The organism is Pseudomonas sp. NFACC14, from assembly GCF_900106885.1.
GTDB lineage: Bacteria > Pseudomonadota > Gammaproteobacteria > Pseudomonadales > Pseudomonadaceae > Aquipseudomonas > Aquipseudomonas fluorescens_AA.
In genome coordinates, this window is sequence record NZ_FNOA01000023.1 from 35,324 (window position 1) to 53,026 (window position 17,703).

Consider the following 17,703-nt stretch of genomic DNA (forward strand, 5'->3'; position numbering starts at 1 on the left):
AGCCCAGCGGGGATAAATCCCCTCGCCACAATAGCGGGCTTAATCTGAACCAGGGATAAAGCTCACCCGCACCTTCAGCCCGCGTTCCTGCCCGTCATGCAAGGTGATCTGCGCCAGATGCGCGCGGCAGATTTCGCCGACGATCGCCAACCCCAGCCCGGAACCGGCCACTTGCTGGTTGCGTCGATAGAAGCGCTCGAACACCCGGTCCCGCTCATGCAGCGGAATGCCTGGCCCGTCGTCCTCGACTTCCAGGACCGCCGGTGCGGTGACCCGCAGGATCACGTTGCCGCCCGACGGAGTGTGGGCCAGGGCGTTGTCCACCAGGTTGCTCAACAGCTCGTTCAACAAGGTCGGCTCGCCCCGCAGCCATACCGGCTCGTCGGCTTCCAGGGCCAGCGCCACGCCTCGGGCATGGGCCAGCGGGGCCATGGCCATGCCCAGCTCACGGGCCAACTGGCTGAGATCGAGCAACTGAGCACCGCCTTCGGCAATGGCCCGGGCGCCATTTTCCACCCGCGCCAGGGACAGCAACTGGTTGGCCAGGTGGGTCAATCGATCGGTCCCCTGAGCCGCGGTCTCCAGGGTTTCACGCCAGGTCGCCGGCTCGCTGGCGCGCAAACCCAGCTCCAGGCGCGCCTTGAGCGCGGCCAGCGGCGTACGCAGTTCATGGGCGGCATCGGCGATGAACTGAGCCTGCCGCTCGAATTGCCCGCGCAGGCGTTCGGTGAAATGGTTCAGGGCCCGCACCAGCGGCCATAATTCGTGCTGCACCTCCACCAGCGGCAACGGCCGCAGATCGTCCGGCTGGCGCTCCTCCACCGCCGTGCGCAAGCGCTCCAACGGGCGCAACGCCGCACTGACCGCAAACCACACCAACAGCAGCGCGCCCACGGCCAGCATGCCCAGGCGCAACAGGGTGTCGGCCATCAGGCCACGGGCCATGCTGACCCGCGCCTCTTCGGTCTCGGCCACGCGAATTTCCGCCATGCCATTCATGTTCGGCTCGCTCACCGCCTTGAGCAGGCTCACCACCCGCACGCTCTGCCCCTGGTATTGGGCGTTATAGAAGCGCGCCAGGGCCGGGTAATCGTCCGTGCGGGGCGTCCCGGGCGGCGGGCCGGGAAGATTTTCGTAGCCAGAGATCAACTTCTTGTCGATGTCATTGACTTGGTAATAAATGCGCCCGGCACTGTCGTAGGCAAAGGTGTCCAGGGCCACGTAGGGCACATCCGCGCTGAGGCTGCCGTCGCGCTGGGACAGGCCCGCGGCGATGGTCCGGGCCGAGGCCAGCAGGGTCCGGTCATAGGCGGTGTCCGCCGCTTCGCGGCCGTTCCAGTAGGCGCTCAGGCCGCTGGCGAGCATCAGCACCACCAGCAGCAACGCCAGGTTCCAGAGCAGCCGCCAGCGCAGGCTGTCGGGCTTATGCATTGCGGTTTTCCAGCAGGTAGCCCAAGCCGCGGAACGTCACGATCGCGACTGCATGGCCGTCGAGTTTCTTGCGCAGGCGATGGACGTAGATTTCGATGGCATCCGGGCTGGCTTCTTCGTCCAGGCCGAACACCTGGGCCGCCAGTTGCTCCTTGCTCATCACCCGCCCCGGCCGGGCAATCAATGCTTCGAGCACGGCTTGCTCGCGGGAGGTCAGGGTCAGCAATTCATCGTCGAGGGTAAAACGCCGGGTGTCCAGGTCATAGACCAGCCCGCCGCAGCGCTGCTGGCGTTCGCCGCCCAGTACGCTGCGGCGCAACAGGGCCTTGACCCGGGCCTCAAGCTCAGTGAGCTCGAATGGCTTGGCCAGGTAGTCGTCGGCACCGAGGTTGAGGCCATGGACGCGGTCCTTGACGTCGCTGCGGGCGGTCAACATCAGCACGGGCAAAGTCTTGCCGCGAGCCCGCAGGCGCGCCAGCACCTCGAAACCGTCCATGCGCGGCAGCCCGACATCGAGCACCGCCACGGCGTATTCCTCGCTGCTCAAGGCCAGGTCGGCCGCGACGCCGTCGTGCAGCACGTCCACGGTCAAACCGGTGCTCTTGAGCGCCTGGGCAACGCTTTCGGCGAGCTGCAGATGGTCTTCGACGAGCAGAACACGCATGGGTTATTCCTCGATTCAGGGATGGTCGACGCCATTCTTTGGCGCGGAGTTTACAGCCGCATCCGCCCCTGTGAAGCCAAAAACACGTTGAAAGATTTTGAAAGGTTAGCGAAAGGTTGAGCCGTTAGAGTCCTCCCACGGACGGTTTCGACTGCCCGCCGCGACGCACCTCGCGAACGAAAAACGCCTCGAAGCGTTTTCGCCGAATAAAAACAATAAAAGCGGAGTCATCACATGCTGTCTCTACAGCTCCAGGCCCCAATGCCTACCCGCCTTTCCCGCTTCAATCAGACCACCCTGGCCAGCGCCATCACGCCTCGGTCTGGTGCCCTCCCACGCCTTCAATCCCGATACGTTCGGCAAACAACCTGCGCCCGCCATCCGCGCCGCGAGGGCCGGGGGCCAGCAACACCAAATCTACACCACACACAACAACAACTCCTGTGGAGATAACGATGAACCTATCACTGCGTAAAGTAGCCTTGGCCGCCGGATGCCTGATGTTCGCCGGGCAGTTGCTCGCCGCTGATCCGGCCAAAGAACCCAAGCGCCCCGAATGCATCGCCCCGGCCTCCCCTGGCGGCGGCTTCGACCTGACGTGCAAGCTGGTGCAAAGCGCGCTGGTCAACCAGAAGCTGTTGACCAAGCCGATGCGCGTCACCTACATGCCCGGCGGCGTCGGCGCGGTAGCCTACAACGCAGTGGTCGCCCAGCGTCCGGCCGACGCCGGCACATTGGTGGCCTGGTCCAGTGGCTCGTTGCTGAACCTGGCCCAGGGCAAGTTCGGTCGTTTCGATGAAAGCGCCGTGCGTTGGTTGGCCGCCGTCGGCACCAGCTATGGCGCCATCGCGGTGAAAAGCGATTCGCCCTACAAGAACCTCGACGATCTGGTACAGGCCCTGAAGAAAGATCCGGGGTCGGTAGTCATCGGTTCCGGCGGCACCGTCGGCAGCCAGGACTGGATGCAGACCGCCCTGATCGCCAAGGCCGCCGGCATCAACCCCCGCGACCTGCGTTACGTGGCCCTCGAAGGCGGCGGCGAGATCGCCACGGCGCTGCTCGGCGGCCACATCCAGGTCGGCAGTACCGACATTTCCGACTCCATGCCCCACATCCAGAGCGGCGACATGCGCCTGCTGGCGGTGTTTGCCGAGAAGCGCATCGACGAGCCGGAGATGAAAAACATCCCCACCGCCCGCGAGCAAGGCTATGACATCGTCTGGCCGGTGGTCCGCGGCTTCTACCTCGGGCCAAAAGTCAGCGATGAAGACTACGCCTGGTGGAAAGAGGCATTCGACAAGCTGCTGGCTTCCGAAGAGTTCGCCAAGCTGCGCGACCAGCGCGAGCTGTTCCCGTTTGCCATGACCGGCCCGGAACTGGACACCTACGTGAAGAAACAAGTGGCTGATTACAAGGTGCTGGCCAAAGAGTTCGGCCTGATCCAGTAACCGTCTCTGTTCGCGTGGCGGCGCTGGCATCACCGGCGCCGCCCAGGAGTTAGTCATGCTCACCATCCAACGTATTTTTGCCGCGGTGCTGCTGCTGGTTTGCATCGGCTTCGCGCTGATGGCCTGGCCGTATCAGGCCGCCTTTTCCTACGAACCAGTCGGCCCGCGCGCCTTTCCCCTGCTGATGCTGGGGCTGATGGGCCTGGCGCTGCTGTACATGCTGTTTCGTCCGACCCCCATCGTGCACAGCGACGAAGACCCGCAGCTGGACCGTGAAACCCTGCAGAAGATCGGCATCTGTGTGGCGCTGCTGCTGGTATTCGCCGGGACCTTCGAACCCCTGGGCTTCATTGTCGCCAGCATCCTGATCGGCGTGCCGATGGCGCGCCTGTATGGCGGGCGCTGGGTGCCGAGCGTGGTGATCATCAGCCTGATGGCCATCGGTCTTTATCTGTTGTTCGACAAGCTGATGGACGTGCCGCTGCCCCTGGGCCTGCTCGACGTCCTGGAGAATTGATATGGATACCCTGAATTATCTCGGCCAGGGTTTTGGCGTTGCACTGACCCCCTACAACCTCGTCACCGCGTTGACCGGTACGCTGATCGGCACGGTGGTCGGGCTGCTGCCGGGCCTGGGCCCGATCAACGGCGTGGCGCTGCTGATCCCGATCGCCTTCGCACTGGGGCTGCCGCCGGAGTCGGCGTTGATCCTGCTGGCGGCGGTGTACCTGGGTTGCGAATACGGCGGGCGCATCAGCTCGATCCTGCTCAACATTCCCGGTGAAGCCTCCACCGTGATGACCACCCTCGACGGCTACCCGATGGCTCGCCAAGGCCTGGCCGGGGTGGCGTTGTCGCTGTCGGCCTGGAGTTCGTTCATCGGCGCGTTCATCGCCACCTGCGGGATGGTGCTGTTCGCGCCGTTGCTGGCCAAATGGGCGATTGCCTTCGGACCGGCGGAATATTTCGTCCTGATGGTGTTCGCCATTGTCTGCCTGGGCGGCATGGCCGGCGACCGACCGCTCAAGACGTTCATTGCGGCGCTGATCGGGCTGTTCCTGTCCAGTGTCGGGATCGATGCCAACAGCGGCGTCTACCGCTTCACCGGTGACAACATCCACCTGACCGACGGCATTCAATTCGTCGTGCTGGTGCTGGGTTTGTTCTCCATCAGTGAAATCCTGTTGCTGCTGGAGAAAACCCATCGCGGCCAGGAAGCGGTGGAAGCCACCGGGCGGATGATGTTCAACTTCAAGGAAGCGGCGTCGGTCTTCGTCGTGAACCTGCGTTGCGGCGTGCTCGGCTTCATCATGGGCGTGTTGCCCGGTGCAGGGGCGACCCTGGCCAGTGCCGTGGCCTACATGACCGAGAAGCGCATCGCCGGTGCCAGTGGCAAGTTCGGCCAGGGTGACAAACGCGGCCTCGCTGCTCCGGAAACCGCCATTGGCGGCGCAGCCTGCGGCGCGCTGGTGCCGATGCTGACCCTCGGTGTGCCTGGCTCGGGCACCACGGCGGTGATGATCGGCGCACTGTCGCTGTACAACATCACGCCCGGTCCGCTGCTGTTCCAGCAACAGCCGGACATCGTCTGGGGCCTGATCGCCTCGTTGTTCGTCGCCAACATCATGCTGGTGATCCTCAACATCCCGATGATCCGCATCTTCACCCGTATCCTGGCCGTGCCGAACTGGGCATTGGTACCGGTCATCGCGATCATCACCGGCATCGGCGTCTACGCAGTACATGCCACGACGTTCGACCTGTTCCTGATGATCGGCATTGGTATCTTCGGCTACATCCTGCGCAAACTGGATTTCCCGCTGTCGCCGGTCCTGCTGGGCTTCATTCTCGGCGGCCTGATGGAGCAGAACCTGCGGCGTGCGCTGTCGATCTCCAACGGTGCGCTGGAAATCCTCTGGTCGAGCCCGATCACCTTCGGCTGCTGGATCCTGACGGCGATCATGCTGTTCATGCCATTGCTGCGGATCTGGCGTCGCCGCGCCGCACAACGTCGCGCCCTGGCCAATGTCTGAAGCGACTTTCAAACAATGGTGGGGAACACCGCTGGTCGGCCTGGCCGGCGGTTACCTGGCCAGCCTGATCGGCTGGCCTTTGCCCTGGATGGTCGGCTCGTTGCTGGCGATCATCCTGGTGCGCTGCCTGACGCCGTGGCAATTGGCGGAAATCCCCGGCGGCCGCAAATGCGGCCAATGGGTGGTGGGCATCGGCATCGGCCTGCACTTCACCCCGGTGGTGATGGAACAGGTCCTGAGCCACTTCGGCCTGATCTTTTTCGGCGCGCTGATCACCAGCGTGTCCAGCGTGGTAAGTGTCTGGCTGATGCGTCGCACCGGCGAGGACCGTGCTACCGCGTTTTTCTCGAGCATGCCCGGCGGTTCCGGCGAAATGGTCAACCTCGGTGCCCGCAACGGCGCGGACCTCAGCCGTGTCGCCGCGGGCCAGAGCTTGCGGGTGCTGGTGGTGGTGCTGTGCGTGCCGGCGGCCTTCAAGTACCTGTTGGGCGAAGGTGCTCCGGTGCAACATGCCACGACAGTGGACTGGCTGTGGCTGGCGCTCCTGTTTCCGGCGGGCGCCCTGCTCGCCTGGGTCTGGGAGCGCTTGCGCCAACCCAATCCCTGGTTGTTCGGGCCGTTGCTGGTGAGCGCGGCGGTGAGCGTCGGTTGGGACCTGCACATCGGCCTGCCCAACGGCGCCAGCCAGATCGGCCAGTGGCTGATCGGCAGCGGGTTGGGTTGTCATTTCAACCGGCAGTTCTTTCGTCGGGCACCGTCGTTCATGGGCCGCACGTTGGTTGGCACGGTATTGACGATGCTGATCGCCACGCTTGCAGCCCTAGGCTTGAGCACCTTGACCCATCTGGATCTGCGTTCGTTGACGCTGGGCATGATGCCCGGCGGCATCGCGGAAATGAGCCTGACGGCGGAGACGCTGCAACTGTCGGTGCCATTGGTGACGGCGTTGCAGGTGATGCGGTTGCTGTTCGTGCTGTTTCTGGCGGAGCCGTTGTTCAGGTATTGGATGCGCCAGTCGAGTTCGGCCTGATCATCCGCGACGCCTTCATCGCGAGCAAGCTCGCTCCCACAGGGGATTCGTGTTGCCCTGAACCTGTGGGAGCGAGCTCGCTCGCGATGGGGCCCTGACTGCCGACCACTTAAAGCGGCGGCAACCGCCAATCGATCGGCGTCTCGCCATGCTGCTGGAGAAACTTGTTGGTCCGGCTGAAATGCCCGCAGCCGATGAAACCTCGGTGGGCCGACAGCGGCGACGGGTGGACCGAAGTCAGCACCAAATGCTTGGTCGCATCGATCAGCCTCTGCTTGCTCTGGGCATGGGCGCCCCACAACAGGAACACCAAGTGCGGCTGGTGTTCACTGACGACTTCAATGATCCTGTCGGTAAAGTGCTGCCAGCCTTTTTTGGCGTGGGCGTTGGCATTGGCGCGCTCCACGGTCAGGGTCGTGTTGAGTAGCAACACGCCCTGGTCGGCCCAGCTTTGCAGGTAGCCGTGATTCGGGATGTCGATGTTCAGGTCGCGCTTCAATTCCTTGTAGATGTTCACCAGGGACGGCGGTGTCGGCACGCCCGGCTGAACCGAGAAGCACAAGCCATGGGCCTGGCCTGGACCGTGGTAAGGGTCCTGGCCGAGAATCACCACCTTGACCTTATCCAGCGGCGTGGAATTGAGGGCGTTGAAAATCAGCGAAGCCGGCGGATAGATCTCCTTGCCAGCGGCGTATTCACTGCGTAGGAACTCACGCAACTCCGCCATGTAGGGCTGGTCGAACTCGGCACGCAGGGCCTGCTTCCAGCTCGGTTCGAGTTTGATACGGTCGTCGGCAGTCATGGTTGCATCCGGTAAAAAACAATGGCCGCACCCTAGGAAAGCCTACAGGGCTTGTCAATTGATCTGACGCAGAACCGGCACTTTCCTACATAGCGGTCATACTGAACATTCAAATTTCTGATCGAGGTCACGATGAATCTGCACTTCGAAGAGCTCACTGGTATCGACGGTGCCCGCATCGGCATCGCCACCCTGGATGCCGAAAAATCCCTGAACGCCCTGTCCCTGCCGATGATCAACGCCTTGCGTGATCGCCTCGATGCCTGGGCTCGGGAACCGCAGGTCGTTTGTGTGCTGTTGCGTGGCAATGGCGCCAAGGCCTTCTGCGCCGGCGGTGAGGTGCGCAGCCTGGTGGAGGCCTGCCGCGCACATCCCGGCGAAGTACCGCCGTTGGCGGCACAATTCTTCGCGGCGGAATACCGCTTGGACTTCAACCTGCACACCTACCCCAAACCCTTGCTGTGCTGGGGCCACGGCTATGTACTGGGCGGTGGCATGGGGCTGCTGCAAGGCGCCAGTACCCGCATCGTCACGCCAAGCAGCCGCCTGGCCATGCCGGAAATCAGCATCGGCCTGTACCCGGATGTCGGCGCCAGTTGGTTCTTGTCACGCTTGCCCGGCAAGCTCGGGCTGTTTCTCGGCCTGACCGGCGCCCACATGAATGCCCGGGACGCCATCGACCTGGGCCTGGCCGACCGCTTCTTGCTGGATGAACAACAGGACGACCTGATCGAAGGCCTGCTGCAACTCAACTGGCAAGAGCAGACCGAGATGCAACTCAACAGCCTGCTCAAGGCCTTGCAGCAGGAAGCTGCCGCCCAACTGCCCGAAGCCCAATGGCTGCCGCGGCGGCCGAAAATCGACGAGTGGCTGGATGTCAGCGATGTGCGCTGCGCCTGGAAAGCCCTCAGCCTGTTGGTGGACCACCCTGATCCACTGATCGCCCGGGCCGCCAAGACCATGGCCGAAGGCTCGCCGTTGACCGCTCATCTGGTCTGGGAGCAGATCGCCCGGGCTCGGCATTTGTCCCTGGCCGGTGTGTTCCGGATGGAATACACCTTGAGCCTCAACTGCTGCCGTCATCCGGAATTCAGCGAGGGCGTGCGGGCGCGATTGATCGACAAGGACCACAAGCCACGCTGGCACTGGCCGGACATCAATCACGTGCCCGAAGCGGCGGTCGAGGCGCACTTTCACAAGACATGGGAAGGGCGGCATCCGTTGGCGGATTTGTCCAACGAGTAACGAGCCAGCCCCCCCTGTGGGAGCGAGCTTGCTCGCGATGGCGGCATGTCAGACACATCAATGCTGGCTGACCCGACGCCATCGCGAGCAAGCTCGCTCCCACAAGAGTTATCCCATCGGGTTTATGGCAGGCACAAAAAAAGCGGCGCTCAATGCGCCGCTTTCTGTTGCCCCGGGATCAGCGGTGACCGCCCCTTCCGTCATGATCACCGCGTCCCCGATGATCACGTCCGCCTCGACCGCCTCGGTCGTCATTCCAACCGCCCCGGTCACGGCCATCCCAGCCGCCCCGATTCGGATAAGACCGGTACGCCGCTCGCGGTGGCGAGTAGTAGCGCGGGCCTTGTTGGTAGTAACGCGGTGCCGAGTAATAGCGCGGCGCCGGTTGGTAATACCGCGGGGCGTAATAGCCACGCGGCGCCGAATAATAACTCCCGCCACCGTAATAGACCGGCGCCGGTGAGGTGTAGACCTCGGAACGGTAGTAGCTCGAGTCTCCGTCGTAATAAGGCACGCAGGCCGAAAGAGTCAAACCGAGAAACGCAATGAGGAGCAGTCGTCGATACATGGCGGCCTCCTGGACCGCGGATGGGCCACATCAGCGACGCTGATGGGCGGCAGTCAACTTTGTGTGACTGACGCATATTCAGACAGCAAAATCGGAATCTGGTGCGACCTGGCAACAACTAGAAACATGTCCCTCGTCGCCCTCTTCCGGTGCGCGAGAGCACCACAAGCAAGCACAAATCCGCCCTCGATCCTCCTTCTTCAACACCTGCCCTCTCTGGCCCGGGCCTTTGCCGGAATTGGCACGGCTCTCGCTTTAACAAACTCCGTGCAGGAGTCATCACAGGTTCGCGGCACCACAATTTGCAATGGCTGACTAGGGTTCCGGCTCGCTTCTGGCGAGTGGCTGGTCCGAGAGTTGGCGACCTCCAGTTGAGGTTACACGGCGGGACAAAAGCCCGGGAGACAAGCCACCGTTCGCGGTGCCGCGTTGCTCCTGTCCGCCCTTGATCAACTGGAGAACCACCATGCTCAAGCTTCGTCTGTCCGCCCTGCTCCTCGCCGCCCTCTCGGCCCTCGTGAGCTTTTCATCCGCCGCCGCACAAAAAGACCACTTCAGCGTCTGCTGGACCATTTACGCCGGCTGGATGCCCTGGGAATACGCCGGCAGCCAGGGCATCGTCGACAAATGGGCGAAAAAATACGGCATCAAGATCGACGTCGTGCAGCTCAACGATTACGTCGAATCCATCAACCAGTACACCGCCGGTCAGTTCGACGGCTGCACCATGACCAACATGGACGCCCTGACCATTCCCGCCGCCGGTGGCGTGGACAGCACCGCGCTGATCGTCAGCGATTTCTCCAACGGCAACGACGGCATCGTCCTCAAGGGCGAAGGCAAGAAAGTGGCCGACCTCAAGGGCATGGACGTCAACCTGGTGGAACTGTCGGTGTCCCATTACCTGCTGGCCCGCGCCCTGGATTCCGTGGGCCTCGCCGAGAAAGACCTGAAAGTCGTCAACACCTCCGACGCCGACATCTCCGCCGCGTTCAACACCGATCAGGTCAAGGCCGTCACCACCTGGAACCCGATGCTTTCGGACATCAAGGCCCAGCCAGGCGTGAGCGAAGTGTTCAATTCCAGCCAGGTTCCCGGCGAGATCATGGACATGATGGTGGTCAACACCCAGACCCTGCAGGACAACCCGGCCCTGGGCAAAGCGTTGACCGGCGCCTGGTTTGAAGTGGTGGCGCTGATGAATGCGAAAAACGCAGCCAGCCAGGCCGCGTTGGAACACATGGCCAAAGCCTCGGGCACCGACCTCAAAGGTTTCCAGGCGCAACTGGACACCACCAAGCTGTTCGCCACGCCCAAAGAAGCCCTCGGTTTCGCCACCAGCGAACAACTGCCCGCCACCATGGGCAAAGTCGCCGAATTCTCGTTCCAGCACGGCTTGCTGGGCGAAGGCGCCAAGGACACGAACGCGGTCGGCATGGCATTCGCCAATGGCGTGACCCGCGGCGACAAGGCCAACCTCAAGCTGCGTTTCGACCCGACCTACGTACAGCTGGCCGCCGACGCCAAGCTGTAAACTGGAGGACCTGGCATGCGCCTGATCAACCGCTACCCGGATCGTCCCAGCCGCTTGTTGCTGGTGATCCTGCCCTTCGCGCTGGTGTTGTTCGCCTACTTCATGGGCTCGGCCGAACGGTTGACGGACAACCCCAACGACAAACTGCTGCCCAGCGCCGTGCAAATGGCCGATGCGGTCAAGCGCCTGGCCTTCACCGCTGATGCCCGCAGCGGCGAATACCTGCTCTGGCAAGACACCGCCTCAAGCCTGCGCCGGTTGGTCATCGGCCTGGGCATCAGTGCCCTGGCCGGGCTGTGCCTGGGCATTGCCGCCGGCACGTTGCCGCTATTGGGCGCGCCGTTATCGCCGCTGCTCACCGTGGTGTCGATGGTGCCGCCGCTGGCTATCCTGCCGATCCTGTTCATCGTCTTCGGCCTGGGAGAGTTGTCGAAAGTGATGCTGATCGTGATTGGCATCACACCGTGCCTGGCCCGGGACCTGGAACAGCGCGCCCGGGAAATTCCCACCGAGCTGCTGATCAAGGCCCAGACCCTCGGTGCTTCGACCTGGACCCTGATGCTGCGGGTAGTGCTGCCGCAACTGCTGCCGCGCCTGTTGATTTCCCTGCGACTGATGCTCGGTTCGGCCTGGCTGTTTCTGATCGCCGCCGAAGCCATCGCCTCCACCGATGGGCTGGGCTATCGGATTTTCCTCGTGCGGCGCTACCTGGCGATGGACGTGATCTTGCCGTACGTGGTGTGGATCACCTTGCTCGCCTGGCTGATGGATTGGGGCCTCAAGCGCCTGACCCGGCAAGCGTTCCCCTGGTATGAGGGGACGAAGGCATGAGTTTCATTAACGTGAACAATGTCTGGCAACAGTACGGCGACCAAGTCGTGCTCGAACGCTTGAACCTGAGTGTCGCCGAGGGTGAGTTCTGCACCTTGGTGGGGGCGTCGGGTTGCGGCAAGTCGACCTTCCTGCGCTTGCTGCTGGGCCAGGAACGTGCCAGTCGCGGACAGATTCTCCTGGATGGCGAGCCCTTGGCCGGCGAGCCGGATGCCAGCCGGGGCGTGGTGTTCCAACGCTATTCGGTGTTCCCGCACCTGAGCGTGCTGGACAACGTCGCCCTGGGCCTGGAGTTGCCGCGCTCGCCGCTGCTGGGCCGTCTGTTCGGCAGTGCCAAGCGTCAGGCCCGGGAAGAAGCCGCACACTTGCTGGACAAGGTCGGACTCGGCCATGGGCAGGATAAATACCCGACGCAACTGTCCGGGGGCATGCAGCAGCGACTGGCCATCGCCCAGGCACTGATCATGAAGCCGCGGGTCCTGCTGCTGGACGAACCCTTCGGTGCCCTCGACCCGGGCATTCGCAAGGACATGCATGCCTTGTTGCTGGAGCTGTGGCGCGAAACCCGCCTGACGGTGTTCATGGTCACCCATGACCTGTCCGAAGGCTTCAGCCTCGGCACGCGCCTGCTGGTGTTCGACAAAGTCCGTGTCGATCCCCACGCCCCTGGCGCCTATGGCGCACGCATCACCTACGACATTCCATTGAACAGCGACCGCCGCACCGCCCGTGCCGCCGTCGACGCCCTGCCCGCCGAACTGGCCGGCACCTTGCGTATCGCTTGAAAGGAGTTTTTCCATGCCCGACTCGACCCGCTTGTTTACCCCCTTCGCCGAAGAACTGCTGCCCGGCGGCGGCCACCGTTCGTTCGTGCTCAAGCGCGGCCAGCTGCTGCGCCTGACCGATCTGCGCGGCGGGGCCAACGTGAGCCTGACGCTACTCAATGCCAACGAGAAAACCGAACGCCTGAACCTGCCCGACAGCCTCAAATGCCAACACACCGCCAAACTCACCGCCGGCCACTGCCTCTACTCGGACATGGGCCGGGTGCTGGCGGCCATCACCGCCGACACCTGCGGCTGGAGCGACAGCCTGGGCGGCGTGCTCTGCGCCGAGGAAGTCGCGCAAAAATACGGTCAGGGCCGCTACCAGGAACTGCGCAACGGTTTCTTTCGCAACGGCACCGACAACCTGTTGGTGGAACTGGGCAAATGGGGCCTGGGCCTGTCCGACCTGCTGATGACCCTCAACCTGTTCAGCCGGGTCGATGTCGATGAGGCGGGAAACTTTCACTTCGTCGAGGGCAATTCCCTGACCGGCGACTACATCGAGCTGTACGCGCCGATGGATACCCTGGTGGTGCTGACCGCGCTGCAACACCCGATGGACCCCAACCCGCAATACGCCCCGCAACCGATCAAGCTCAGCTGGATGAACGCCGACGCCAGCGTCGCCGAGCACTGCCGCCTTTCGCGCCCGGAAAACCAGCGCGGCTTCATCAACACCGACCGCCTGTTCGCCTGAGGATCGCTGCCATGTCACTCGCCATCGCCACCGCACACAAGCAACCCGATACCGCCGTCTACCGTGCCACGATTCCCGCCGGGGAACCCTGGCTGGTGGAGGTCAAGGCCGGCCAGACCCTGCGCATCCTCGACCTGGAAGGCAACCAGGCCGTCGATACGCTGTTCTACAGCCTGGCCAACTCCAAGGAACGCTACGACGTACAGCGCACCCTGCGCCGGCAAAACAGCGTTTATTTGAGCACCGGCAGCGTGCTCTATTCGAACCTCGGCCACCCGATGCTGACCATCGTCGAAGACACCTGTGGACGCCACGATACCCTCGGCGGCGCCTGCGCCCAGGAAAGCAACACCGTGCGCTACGCCCTGGAAAAACGCTACATGCACAGCTGCCGTGACAACTACCTGCGGGCCTGCGCCCACGATGGTCGCCTGGGCAAGGGCGATATCGGGCCGAACATCAACTTCTTCATGAACGTGCCGGTCACCGCCGACGGCGGGCTGACCTTCGAAGACGGGATCTCGGCGCCAGGCAAATACGTCGACCTGCGGGCCGAGATGGACGTGATCGTGCTGATCTCCAACTGCCCGCAACTGAATAACCCGTGCAACGCCTACAACCCCACGCCAGCGGAGCTTTTGATATGGAACTGAAACTCACCCGCCTGCGTCGCTGGCTGTTCACGCTGTGCCAGAGCCGATCGGGGCAATGCATCAAATAACGCCCTGATCCCCTGTGGGAGCGAGCTTGCTCGCGATAGCGGTGGTACATCCAGCATCAATGTGACTGACAGACCGCAATCGCGAGCAAGCTCGCTCCCACAAGGGGCGCAGTGATGTTTGGAGGTTTGCCACCTGGGACGACCCCGGTGGCCATCGACAACTGCGGGACGGCCCGCATCCCAGTTCAGGCAGCACGCAAGCCTGAGGGGGCAATGCCATGTTCGAAAAAATCCTCATCGCCAACCGTGGCGCCATCGCTTGCCGCATCCTGCGGACCCTGGGCGAACTGAAGGTCCAGGGCGTCGCGGTGTATTCCCAAGCCGACGCCGCCAGCCTGCATATCCTGCAGGCCGACGAAGCCCACTGCCTGGGCGAAGGCGCGGCGGCCAATACGTATCTGGCGGTGGACAAGCTCCTGGCGATTGCCAAAAGCAGCGGCGCGACGGCGATTCATCCCGGCTACGGTTTTCTCTCGGAAAACGCAGCCTTCGCCGAAGCCTGCGAAGCGGCCGGTGTCGCCTTCATTGGTCCGACGCCACAACAACTGCGCGTGTTCGGTCTCAAGCACACCGCCCGCGACCTGGCGCGGCAACACGGCGTGCCCCTGCTCGAAGGCACCGAACTGCTCGACAGCCTCGACGCCGCACTGTTGGCCGGCACCCGGATCGGTTATCCGGTGATGCTCAAAAGCACGGCCGGCGGCGGCGGAATCGGCATGCGCGTGTGTCGCAGCGCCGCCGAGCTGAGCGAATCCTTCGAAGCGGTCAAACGCCTGGGCCAGAACAACTTCAGCGACGCCGGGGTATTCATCGAAAAGTACATCGAACGCGCGCGGCATCTGGAAGTGCAGGTGTTCGGCGATGGCCAGGGCCAGGTGATCGCCCTGGGCGTACGCGACTGCTCGGTGCAACGGCGCAACCAGAAAGTCCTCGAAGAAACGCCGGCCCCCAATCTGCCCGAGGGCATGGCCGACGCACTCTGCGCAGCGGCGATCCAACTGGCCCAGGCCGTGAACTACCGCAGCGCCGGCACTGTGGAATTCGTCTTTGACAGCGATGCGGGGCGCTTCTATTTCCTGGAAGTGAACACCCGCCTGCAAGTGGAGCACGGTGTCACCGAACAGGTGTGGGGCGTGGACCTGGTGCGCTGGATGGTGCAACTGGCTGCCGGAGACCTGCCGCCACTGAACGAGTTGAGCGTGGGTTTAAAAGCCGAGGGCCACGCGATCCAGGCCCGCTTGTATGCCGAGGATCCAGGCCGGGATTTCCAGCCAAGCCCGGGGCTTTTGACCGCCGTGAAATTCCCCGAGGCCGACGGCAAACAGTTGCGCATCGACACCTGGGTCGAGGCCGGTTGCCAGATCCCGCCCTACTTCGACCCGATGATCGCCAAGGTCATTCGCTGGGCGCCAACCCGCGAACAGTCCCGCCTGGGCTTGCACCAAGCGCTGGAGGAAAGCCTGCTGTACGGCGTCGAAACCAATCGCGACTACCTGCAACAGATTCTCCTCGATGCACCGTTTGCCAACGGCCAGCCCTGGACCCGCTGCCTGGACGCGTTGGTCTACCGTGCCCACACCGTTGAAGTGCTCAGCCCCGGCACCCAGACCAGCGTCCAGGACTATCCCGGCCGCCTCGGTTACTGGGCGGTGGGGGTGCCGCCGTCAGGACCGATGGACAGCCGTTCGTTACGCCTGGGCAATCGCCTGCTGGGCAATGAAGAAGGTGCGGCGGCATTGGAAATCACCATGAACGGGCCGCTGCTGCGTTTCAACTGCGATGCCCGGGTGGCGGTGACCGGTGCGGTGATTGCCCTCACGCTCGACGGTGAAGCCGTACCGATGAACACACCGTTGTCGATCGCTGCCGGCGCCACCCTCGCCATCGGCAATATTTCCGGTGCCGGGGCACGCAGCTACCTGTGCCTGCAAGGTGGCGTACAAGTGCCGGATTACCTGGGCAGCAAAAGCACCTTTACCCTCGGTCAGTTCGGCGGCCATGGCGGACGGGCGTTGTGTACCGGCGATGTGTTGCATCTGGTGCCGCTGGATGATCACACGCCCCCGGCGCCAACCAGCGCGCCGATCCTCGAATTGCCAAGCGTGCGCCAGATCCGTGTGATCTACGGCCCCCACGGCGCGCCCGAATATTTTACCGAACGCTACATCCAGACGTTCTTCGACACCGCCTGGGAAGTGCACTTCAACTCCAGCCGCACCGGCGTCCGACTGATCGGGCCGAAACCTGAATGGGTTCGCGCCGACGGTGGCGAGGCCGGGCTGCATCCTTCCAACATCCATGACAACCCCTACGCCATCGGCGCCGTGGACTTCACCGGCGACATGCCCGTCATCCTCGGCCCCGACGGCCCGAGCCTGGGCGGTTTCGTCTGCCCGGTGACGGTGATCGAAGCGGATCTCTGGCAGTTGGGGCAACTCAAGGCCGGGGACAAGGTGCGGTTTGTGCCGGTGGATATATCGACCGCACGTTCACTGGCCCTGAAATGGCATCAGTGTGGGAGCGAGCTTGCTCGCGATAGCGATCTGTCAGTTCCATCGATTCTGGATGTCCCGCCGCTATCGCGAGCAAGCTCGCTCCCACAGGGGATCGTGTCGCCTGTGGTATTGGATATCGGCCAGGACGATACCCATCTGGTGGCGAGATTAGCCGGCGACACCCACCTGCTGCTGGAAATCGGCGCCCCCGAACTGGACCTGGTGCTGCGCTTTCGTGCCCATGCCTTGATGCAGGCTTTGGAACACAAACAATTGCACGGTGTGATCGACCTGACGCCGGGCATTCGCTCGCTGCAGGTGCACTATCAACCCGAACAACTGCCCCTGGCCGCTCTACTGAGCATCGTCGCCGGTGAGTGGGACGCCGTGTGTGCCGCCCAGGACCTGCAAGTGCCGTCGCGCATCGTTCACCTGCCGCTGTCCTGGGATGATCCGGCCTGTCAGCTGGCCATCGAGAAATACATGACTACAGTGCGCAAGGACGCGCCCTGGTGCCCGAGCAACCTGGAGTTCATTCGACGCATCAACGACCTGCCCAACCTCGACGCGGTGCAACGCACGGTGTTTGACGCCAGCTACCTGGTGATGGGTCTGGGGGACGTCTACCTCGGCGCACCGGTCGCCACACCGCTCGACCCTCGCCATCGACTGGTGACCACCAAATACAACCCGGCCCGGACCTGGACCGCGGAAAACTCGGTGGGCATCGGCGGCGCCTACCTGTGCGTGTACGGCATGGAAGGCCCGGGCGGCTATCAGTTCGTCGGGCGCACGCTGCAGATGTGGAACCGTTATCGGGAGGTCGCCGCATTCGACGGCAAGCCCTGGTTGCTGCGGTTCTTCGATCAGATCCGCTTCTACCCGGTCAGCGCCGATGAGTTGCTGCACATCCGCCGCGAATTCCCCCTGGGCCGCTTCGACCTGAAGATCGAGCACAGCCAGCTCAACCTCGCCGACTACCAGCGTTTCCTGGTGCAGGAAGCCGACAGCATCGCCGCGTTCCGACAACAGCAACAAGGTGCCTTCGATGCCGAGCGCGAGCGTTGGATCGCCAGCGGCCAGGCGCACTTCGACAGTGAAGAACCAACCACCGCGCCGAGCGAAGATTCGCTGCTGACCGAAGGTCAACTGAGCGTCGACAGCCACATCGCTGGCAACCTCTGGCAAGTGCAGGTCGACGTTGGCACGCGGGTGGCCGCCGGTGATGTGCTGGTCATCCTGGAGTCGATGAAGATGGAAATCCCGGTGCTTGCGCCCTCGGCCGGCGTGGTGCGCGAGGTGCGCGTCCAGGCCGGTTCGGCGGTGCGCGCCGGACAGCGCGTCGTGGTGCTGGAACGTGACTGAACTCAATCAAAG

Annotated in this window: 15 protein-coding genes and 1 riboswitch; of the genes, 11 read left to right on the forward strand and 4 right to left on the reverse strand. The window is 63.4% G+C overall.

From position 1 onward, the window contains the following. Window positions 1-39: 39 nt before the first annotated feature. Window positions 40-1,431, reverse strand: coding sequence for a sensor histidine kinase (locus BLU85_RS25050; RefSeq protein WP_092172537.1), 1,392 nt, complete (start codon window positions 1,429-1,431; stop codon window positions 40-42). Then, window positions 1,424-2,095 (reverse strand): response regulator, encoded by a 672-nt coding sequence (locus BLU85_RS25055; RefSeq protein ID WP_003198779.1) that lies wholly within the window; start codon window positions 2,093-2,095, stop codon window positions 1,424-1,426. Before BLU85_RS25055 ends, BLU85_RS25050 begins: the two co-directional genes overlap by 8 nt. A 449-nt stretch (window positions 2,096-2,544) precedes the next feature. On the opposite strand from BLU85_RS25055, the gene BLU85_RS25060 reads away from it, so the two are divergent. From BLU85_RS25060 to BLU85_RS25075, 4 genes are read left to right on the forward strand one after another with little or no spacing between them, the layout of a single operon-like run. Next, complete coding sequence (locus BLU85_RS25060) at window positions 2,545-3,543, forward strand: Bug family tripartite tricarboxylate transporter substrate binding protein (RefSeq protein WP_170847648.1); 999 nt, start codon at window positions 2,545-2,547, stop codon at window positions 3,541-3,543. A gap of 55 nt (window positions 3,544-3,598) precedes the next feature. Next, window positions 3,599-4,060 carry a tripartite tricarboxylate transporter TctB family protein gene (locus BLU85_RS25065; protein WP_092204426.1) on the forward strand — a complete coding sequence of 154 codons (462 nt, stop codon included), beginning with the start codon at window positions 3,599-3,601 and terminating at the stop codon, window positions 4,058-4,060. Window position 4,061: 1 nt separating this feature from the next. Next, window positions 4,062-5,576 (forward strand): tripartite tricarboxylate transporter permease, encoded by a 1,515-nt coding sequence (locus BLU85_RS25070; protein WP_060738772.1) that lies wholly within the window; start codon window positions 4,062-4,064, stop codon window positions 5,574-5,576. Continuing rightward, window positions 5,569-6,606, forward strand: a complete 1,038-nt coding sequence (locus tag BLU85_RS25075) for an AbrB family transcriptional regulator (RefSeq protein WP_092204425.1) — start codon at window positions 5,569-5,571, stop codon at window positions 6,604-6,606. The genes BLU85_RS25070 and BLU85_RS25075 overlap by 8 nt, the downstream gene beginning before the upstream one ends. 109 nt (window positions 6,607-6,715) lie before the next feature. On the opposite strand, the gene ung is transcribed toward BLU85_RS25075, so the two are convergent. Then, window positions 6,716-7,408 (reverse strand): uracil-DNA glycosylase, encoded by a 693-nt coding sequence (gene ung / locus BLU85_RS25080; RefSeq protein ID WP_092204424.1) that lies wholly within the window; start codon window positions 7,406-7,408, stop codon window positions 6,716-6,718. Between the two features lie 132 nt (window positions 7,409-7,540). On the opposite strand from ung, the gene BLU85_RS25085 reads away from it, so the two are divergent. Continuing rightward, the gene (locus tag BLU85_RS25085) at window positions 7,541-8,653 is read left to right on the forward strand and encodes an enoyl-CoA hydratase/isomerase family protein (protein WP_092204423.1); all 1,113 of its coding nucleotides are present in this window, start codon (window positions 7,541-7,543) and stop codon (window positions 8,651-8,653) included. Window positions 8,654-8,831: 178 nt separating this feature from the next. On the opposite strand, the gene BLU85_RS25090 is transcribed toward BLU85_RS25085, so the two are convergent. Next, complete coding sequence (locus tag BLU85_RS25090) at window positions 8,832-9,221, reverse strand: hypothetical protein (RefSeq protein ID WP_092204422.1); 390 nt, start codon at window positions 9,219-9,221, stop codon at window positions 8,832-8,834. A gap of 304 nt (window positions 9,222-9,525) precedes the next feature. Further along, a riboswitch (guanidine-I (ykkC/yxkD leader) is annotated at window positions 9,526-9,627 on the forward strand. A 60-nt stretch (window positions 9,628-9,687) separates the two neighbouring features. Between BLU85_RS25090 and BLU85_RS25095 the strand changes: the two genes are divergently transcribed. The 6 genes from BLU85_RS25095 (at window position 9,688) to uca (ending at window position 17,691) form a co-directional block, all read left to right on the forward strand. After that, on the forward strand, window positions 9,688-10,755 hold the full coding sequence (locus BLU85_RS25095) for a putative urea ABC transporter substrate-binding protein (RefSeq protein WP_092204421.1): 1,068 nt from the start codon (window positions 9,688-9,690) through the stop codon (window positions 10,753-10,755). A 15-nt stretch (window positions 10,756-10,770) separates the two neighbouring features. Then, window positions 10,771-11,586 (forward strand): ABC transporter permease, encoded by an 816-nt coding sequence (locus BLU85_RS25100; protein WP_092204420.1) that lies wholly within the window; start codon window positions 10,771-10,773, stop codon window positions 11,584-11,586. Continuing rightward, a complete protein-coding gene (locus BLU85_RS25105) occupies window positions 11,583-12,371 on the forward strand; it encodes an ABC transporter ATP-binding protein (protein WP_092204419.1) in 789 nt (262 codons plus the stop codon). The genes BLU85_RS25100 and BLU85_RS25105 overlap by 4 nt, the downstream gene beginning before the upstream one ends. 13 nt (window positions 12,372-12,384) lie before the next feature. Continuing rightward, window positions 12,385-13,110, forward strand: coding sequence for an urea amidolyase associated protein UAAP1 (locus BLU85_RS25110; RefSeq protein ID WP_060738779.1), 726 nt, complete (start codon window positions 12,385-12,387; stop codon window positions 13,108-13,110). Window positions 13,111-13,121: 11 nt separating this feature from the next. Next, window positions 13,122-13,763 (forward strand): urea amidolyase associated protein UAAP2, encoded by a 642-nt coding sequence (locus BLU85_RS25115; protein WP_092204418.1) that lies wholly within the window; start codon window positions 13,122-13,124, stop codon window positions 13,761-13,763. A 286-nt stretch (window positions 13,764-14,049) separates the two neighbouring features. Further along, the gene (gene uca / locus BLU85_RS25120; RefSeq protein ID WP_092204417.1) at window positions 14,050-17,691 is read left to right on the forward strand and encodes an urea carboxylase; all 3,642 of its coding nucleotides are present in this window, start codon (window positions 14,050-14,052) and stop codon (window positions 17,689-17,691) included. Window positions 17,692-17,703: the final 12 nt, after the last annotated feature.

Excerpts from the sequence above, each read along its gene's own strand:
- uca (WP_092204417.1), top strand. The coding sequence starts at position 14,050 with ATGTTCGAAAAAATCCTCATCGCCAACCGTGGCGCCATCGCTTGCCGC.
- ung (WP_092204424.1), bottom strand. The coding sequence starts at position 7,408 with ATGACTGCCGACGACCGTATCAAACTCGAACCGAGCTGGAAGCAGGCC.
- BLU85_RS25085 (WP_092204423.1), top strand. The coding sequence starts at position 7,541 with ATGAATCTGCACTTCGAAGAGCTCACTGGTATCGACGGTGCCCGCATC.
- BLU85_RS25090 (WP_092204422.1), bottom strand. The coding sequence starts at position 9,221 with ATGTATCGACGACTGCTCCTCATTGCGTTTCTCGGTTTGACTCTTTCG.
- BLU85_RS25115 (WP_092204418.1), top strand. The coding sequence starts at position 13,122 with ATGTCACTCGCCATCGCCACCGCACACAAGCAACCCGATACCGCCGTC.
- BLU85_RS25070 (WP_060738772.1), top strand. The coding sequence starts at position 4,062 with ATGGATACCCTGAATTATCTCGGCCAGGGTTTTGGCGTTGCACTGACC.
- BLU85_RS25110 (WP_060738779.1), top strand. The coding sequence starts at position 12,385 with ATGCCCGACTCGACCCGCTTGTTTACCCCCTTCGCCGAAGAACTGCTG.
- BLU85_RS25055 (WP_003198779.1), bottom strand. The coding sequence starts at position 2,095 with ATGCGTGTTCTGCTCGTCGAAGACCATCTGCAGCTCGCCGAAAGCGTT.
- BLU85_RS25105 (WP_092204419.1), top strand. The coding sequence starts at position 11,583 with ATGAGTTTCATTAACGTGAACAATGTCTGGCAACAGTACGGCGACCAA.
- BLU85_RS25050 (WP_092172537.1), bottom strand. The coding sequence starts at position 1,431 with ATGCATAAGCCCGACAGCCTGCGCTGGCGGCTGCTCTGGAACCTGGCG.
- BLU85_RS25100 (WP_092204420.1), top strand. The coding sequence starts at position 10,771 with ATGCGCCTGATCAACCGCTACCCGGATCGTCCCAGCCGCTTGTTGCTG.
- BLU85_RS25065 (WP_092204426.1), top strand. The coding sequence starts at position 3,599 with ATGCTCACCATCCAACGTATTTTTGCCGCGGTGCTGCTGCTGGTTTGC.
- BLU85_RS25075 (WP_092204425.1), top strand. The coding sequence starts at position 5,569 with ATGTCTGAAGCGACTTTCAAACAATGGTGGGGAACACCGCTGGTCGGC.
- BLU85_RS25095 (WP_092204421.1), top strand. The coding sequence starts at position 9,688 with ATGCTCAAGCTTCGTCTGTCCGCCCTGCTCCTCGCCGCCCTCTCGGCC.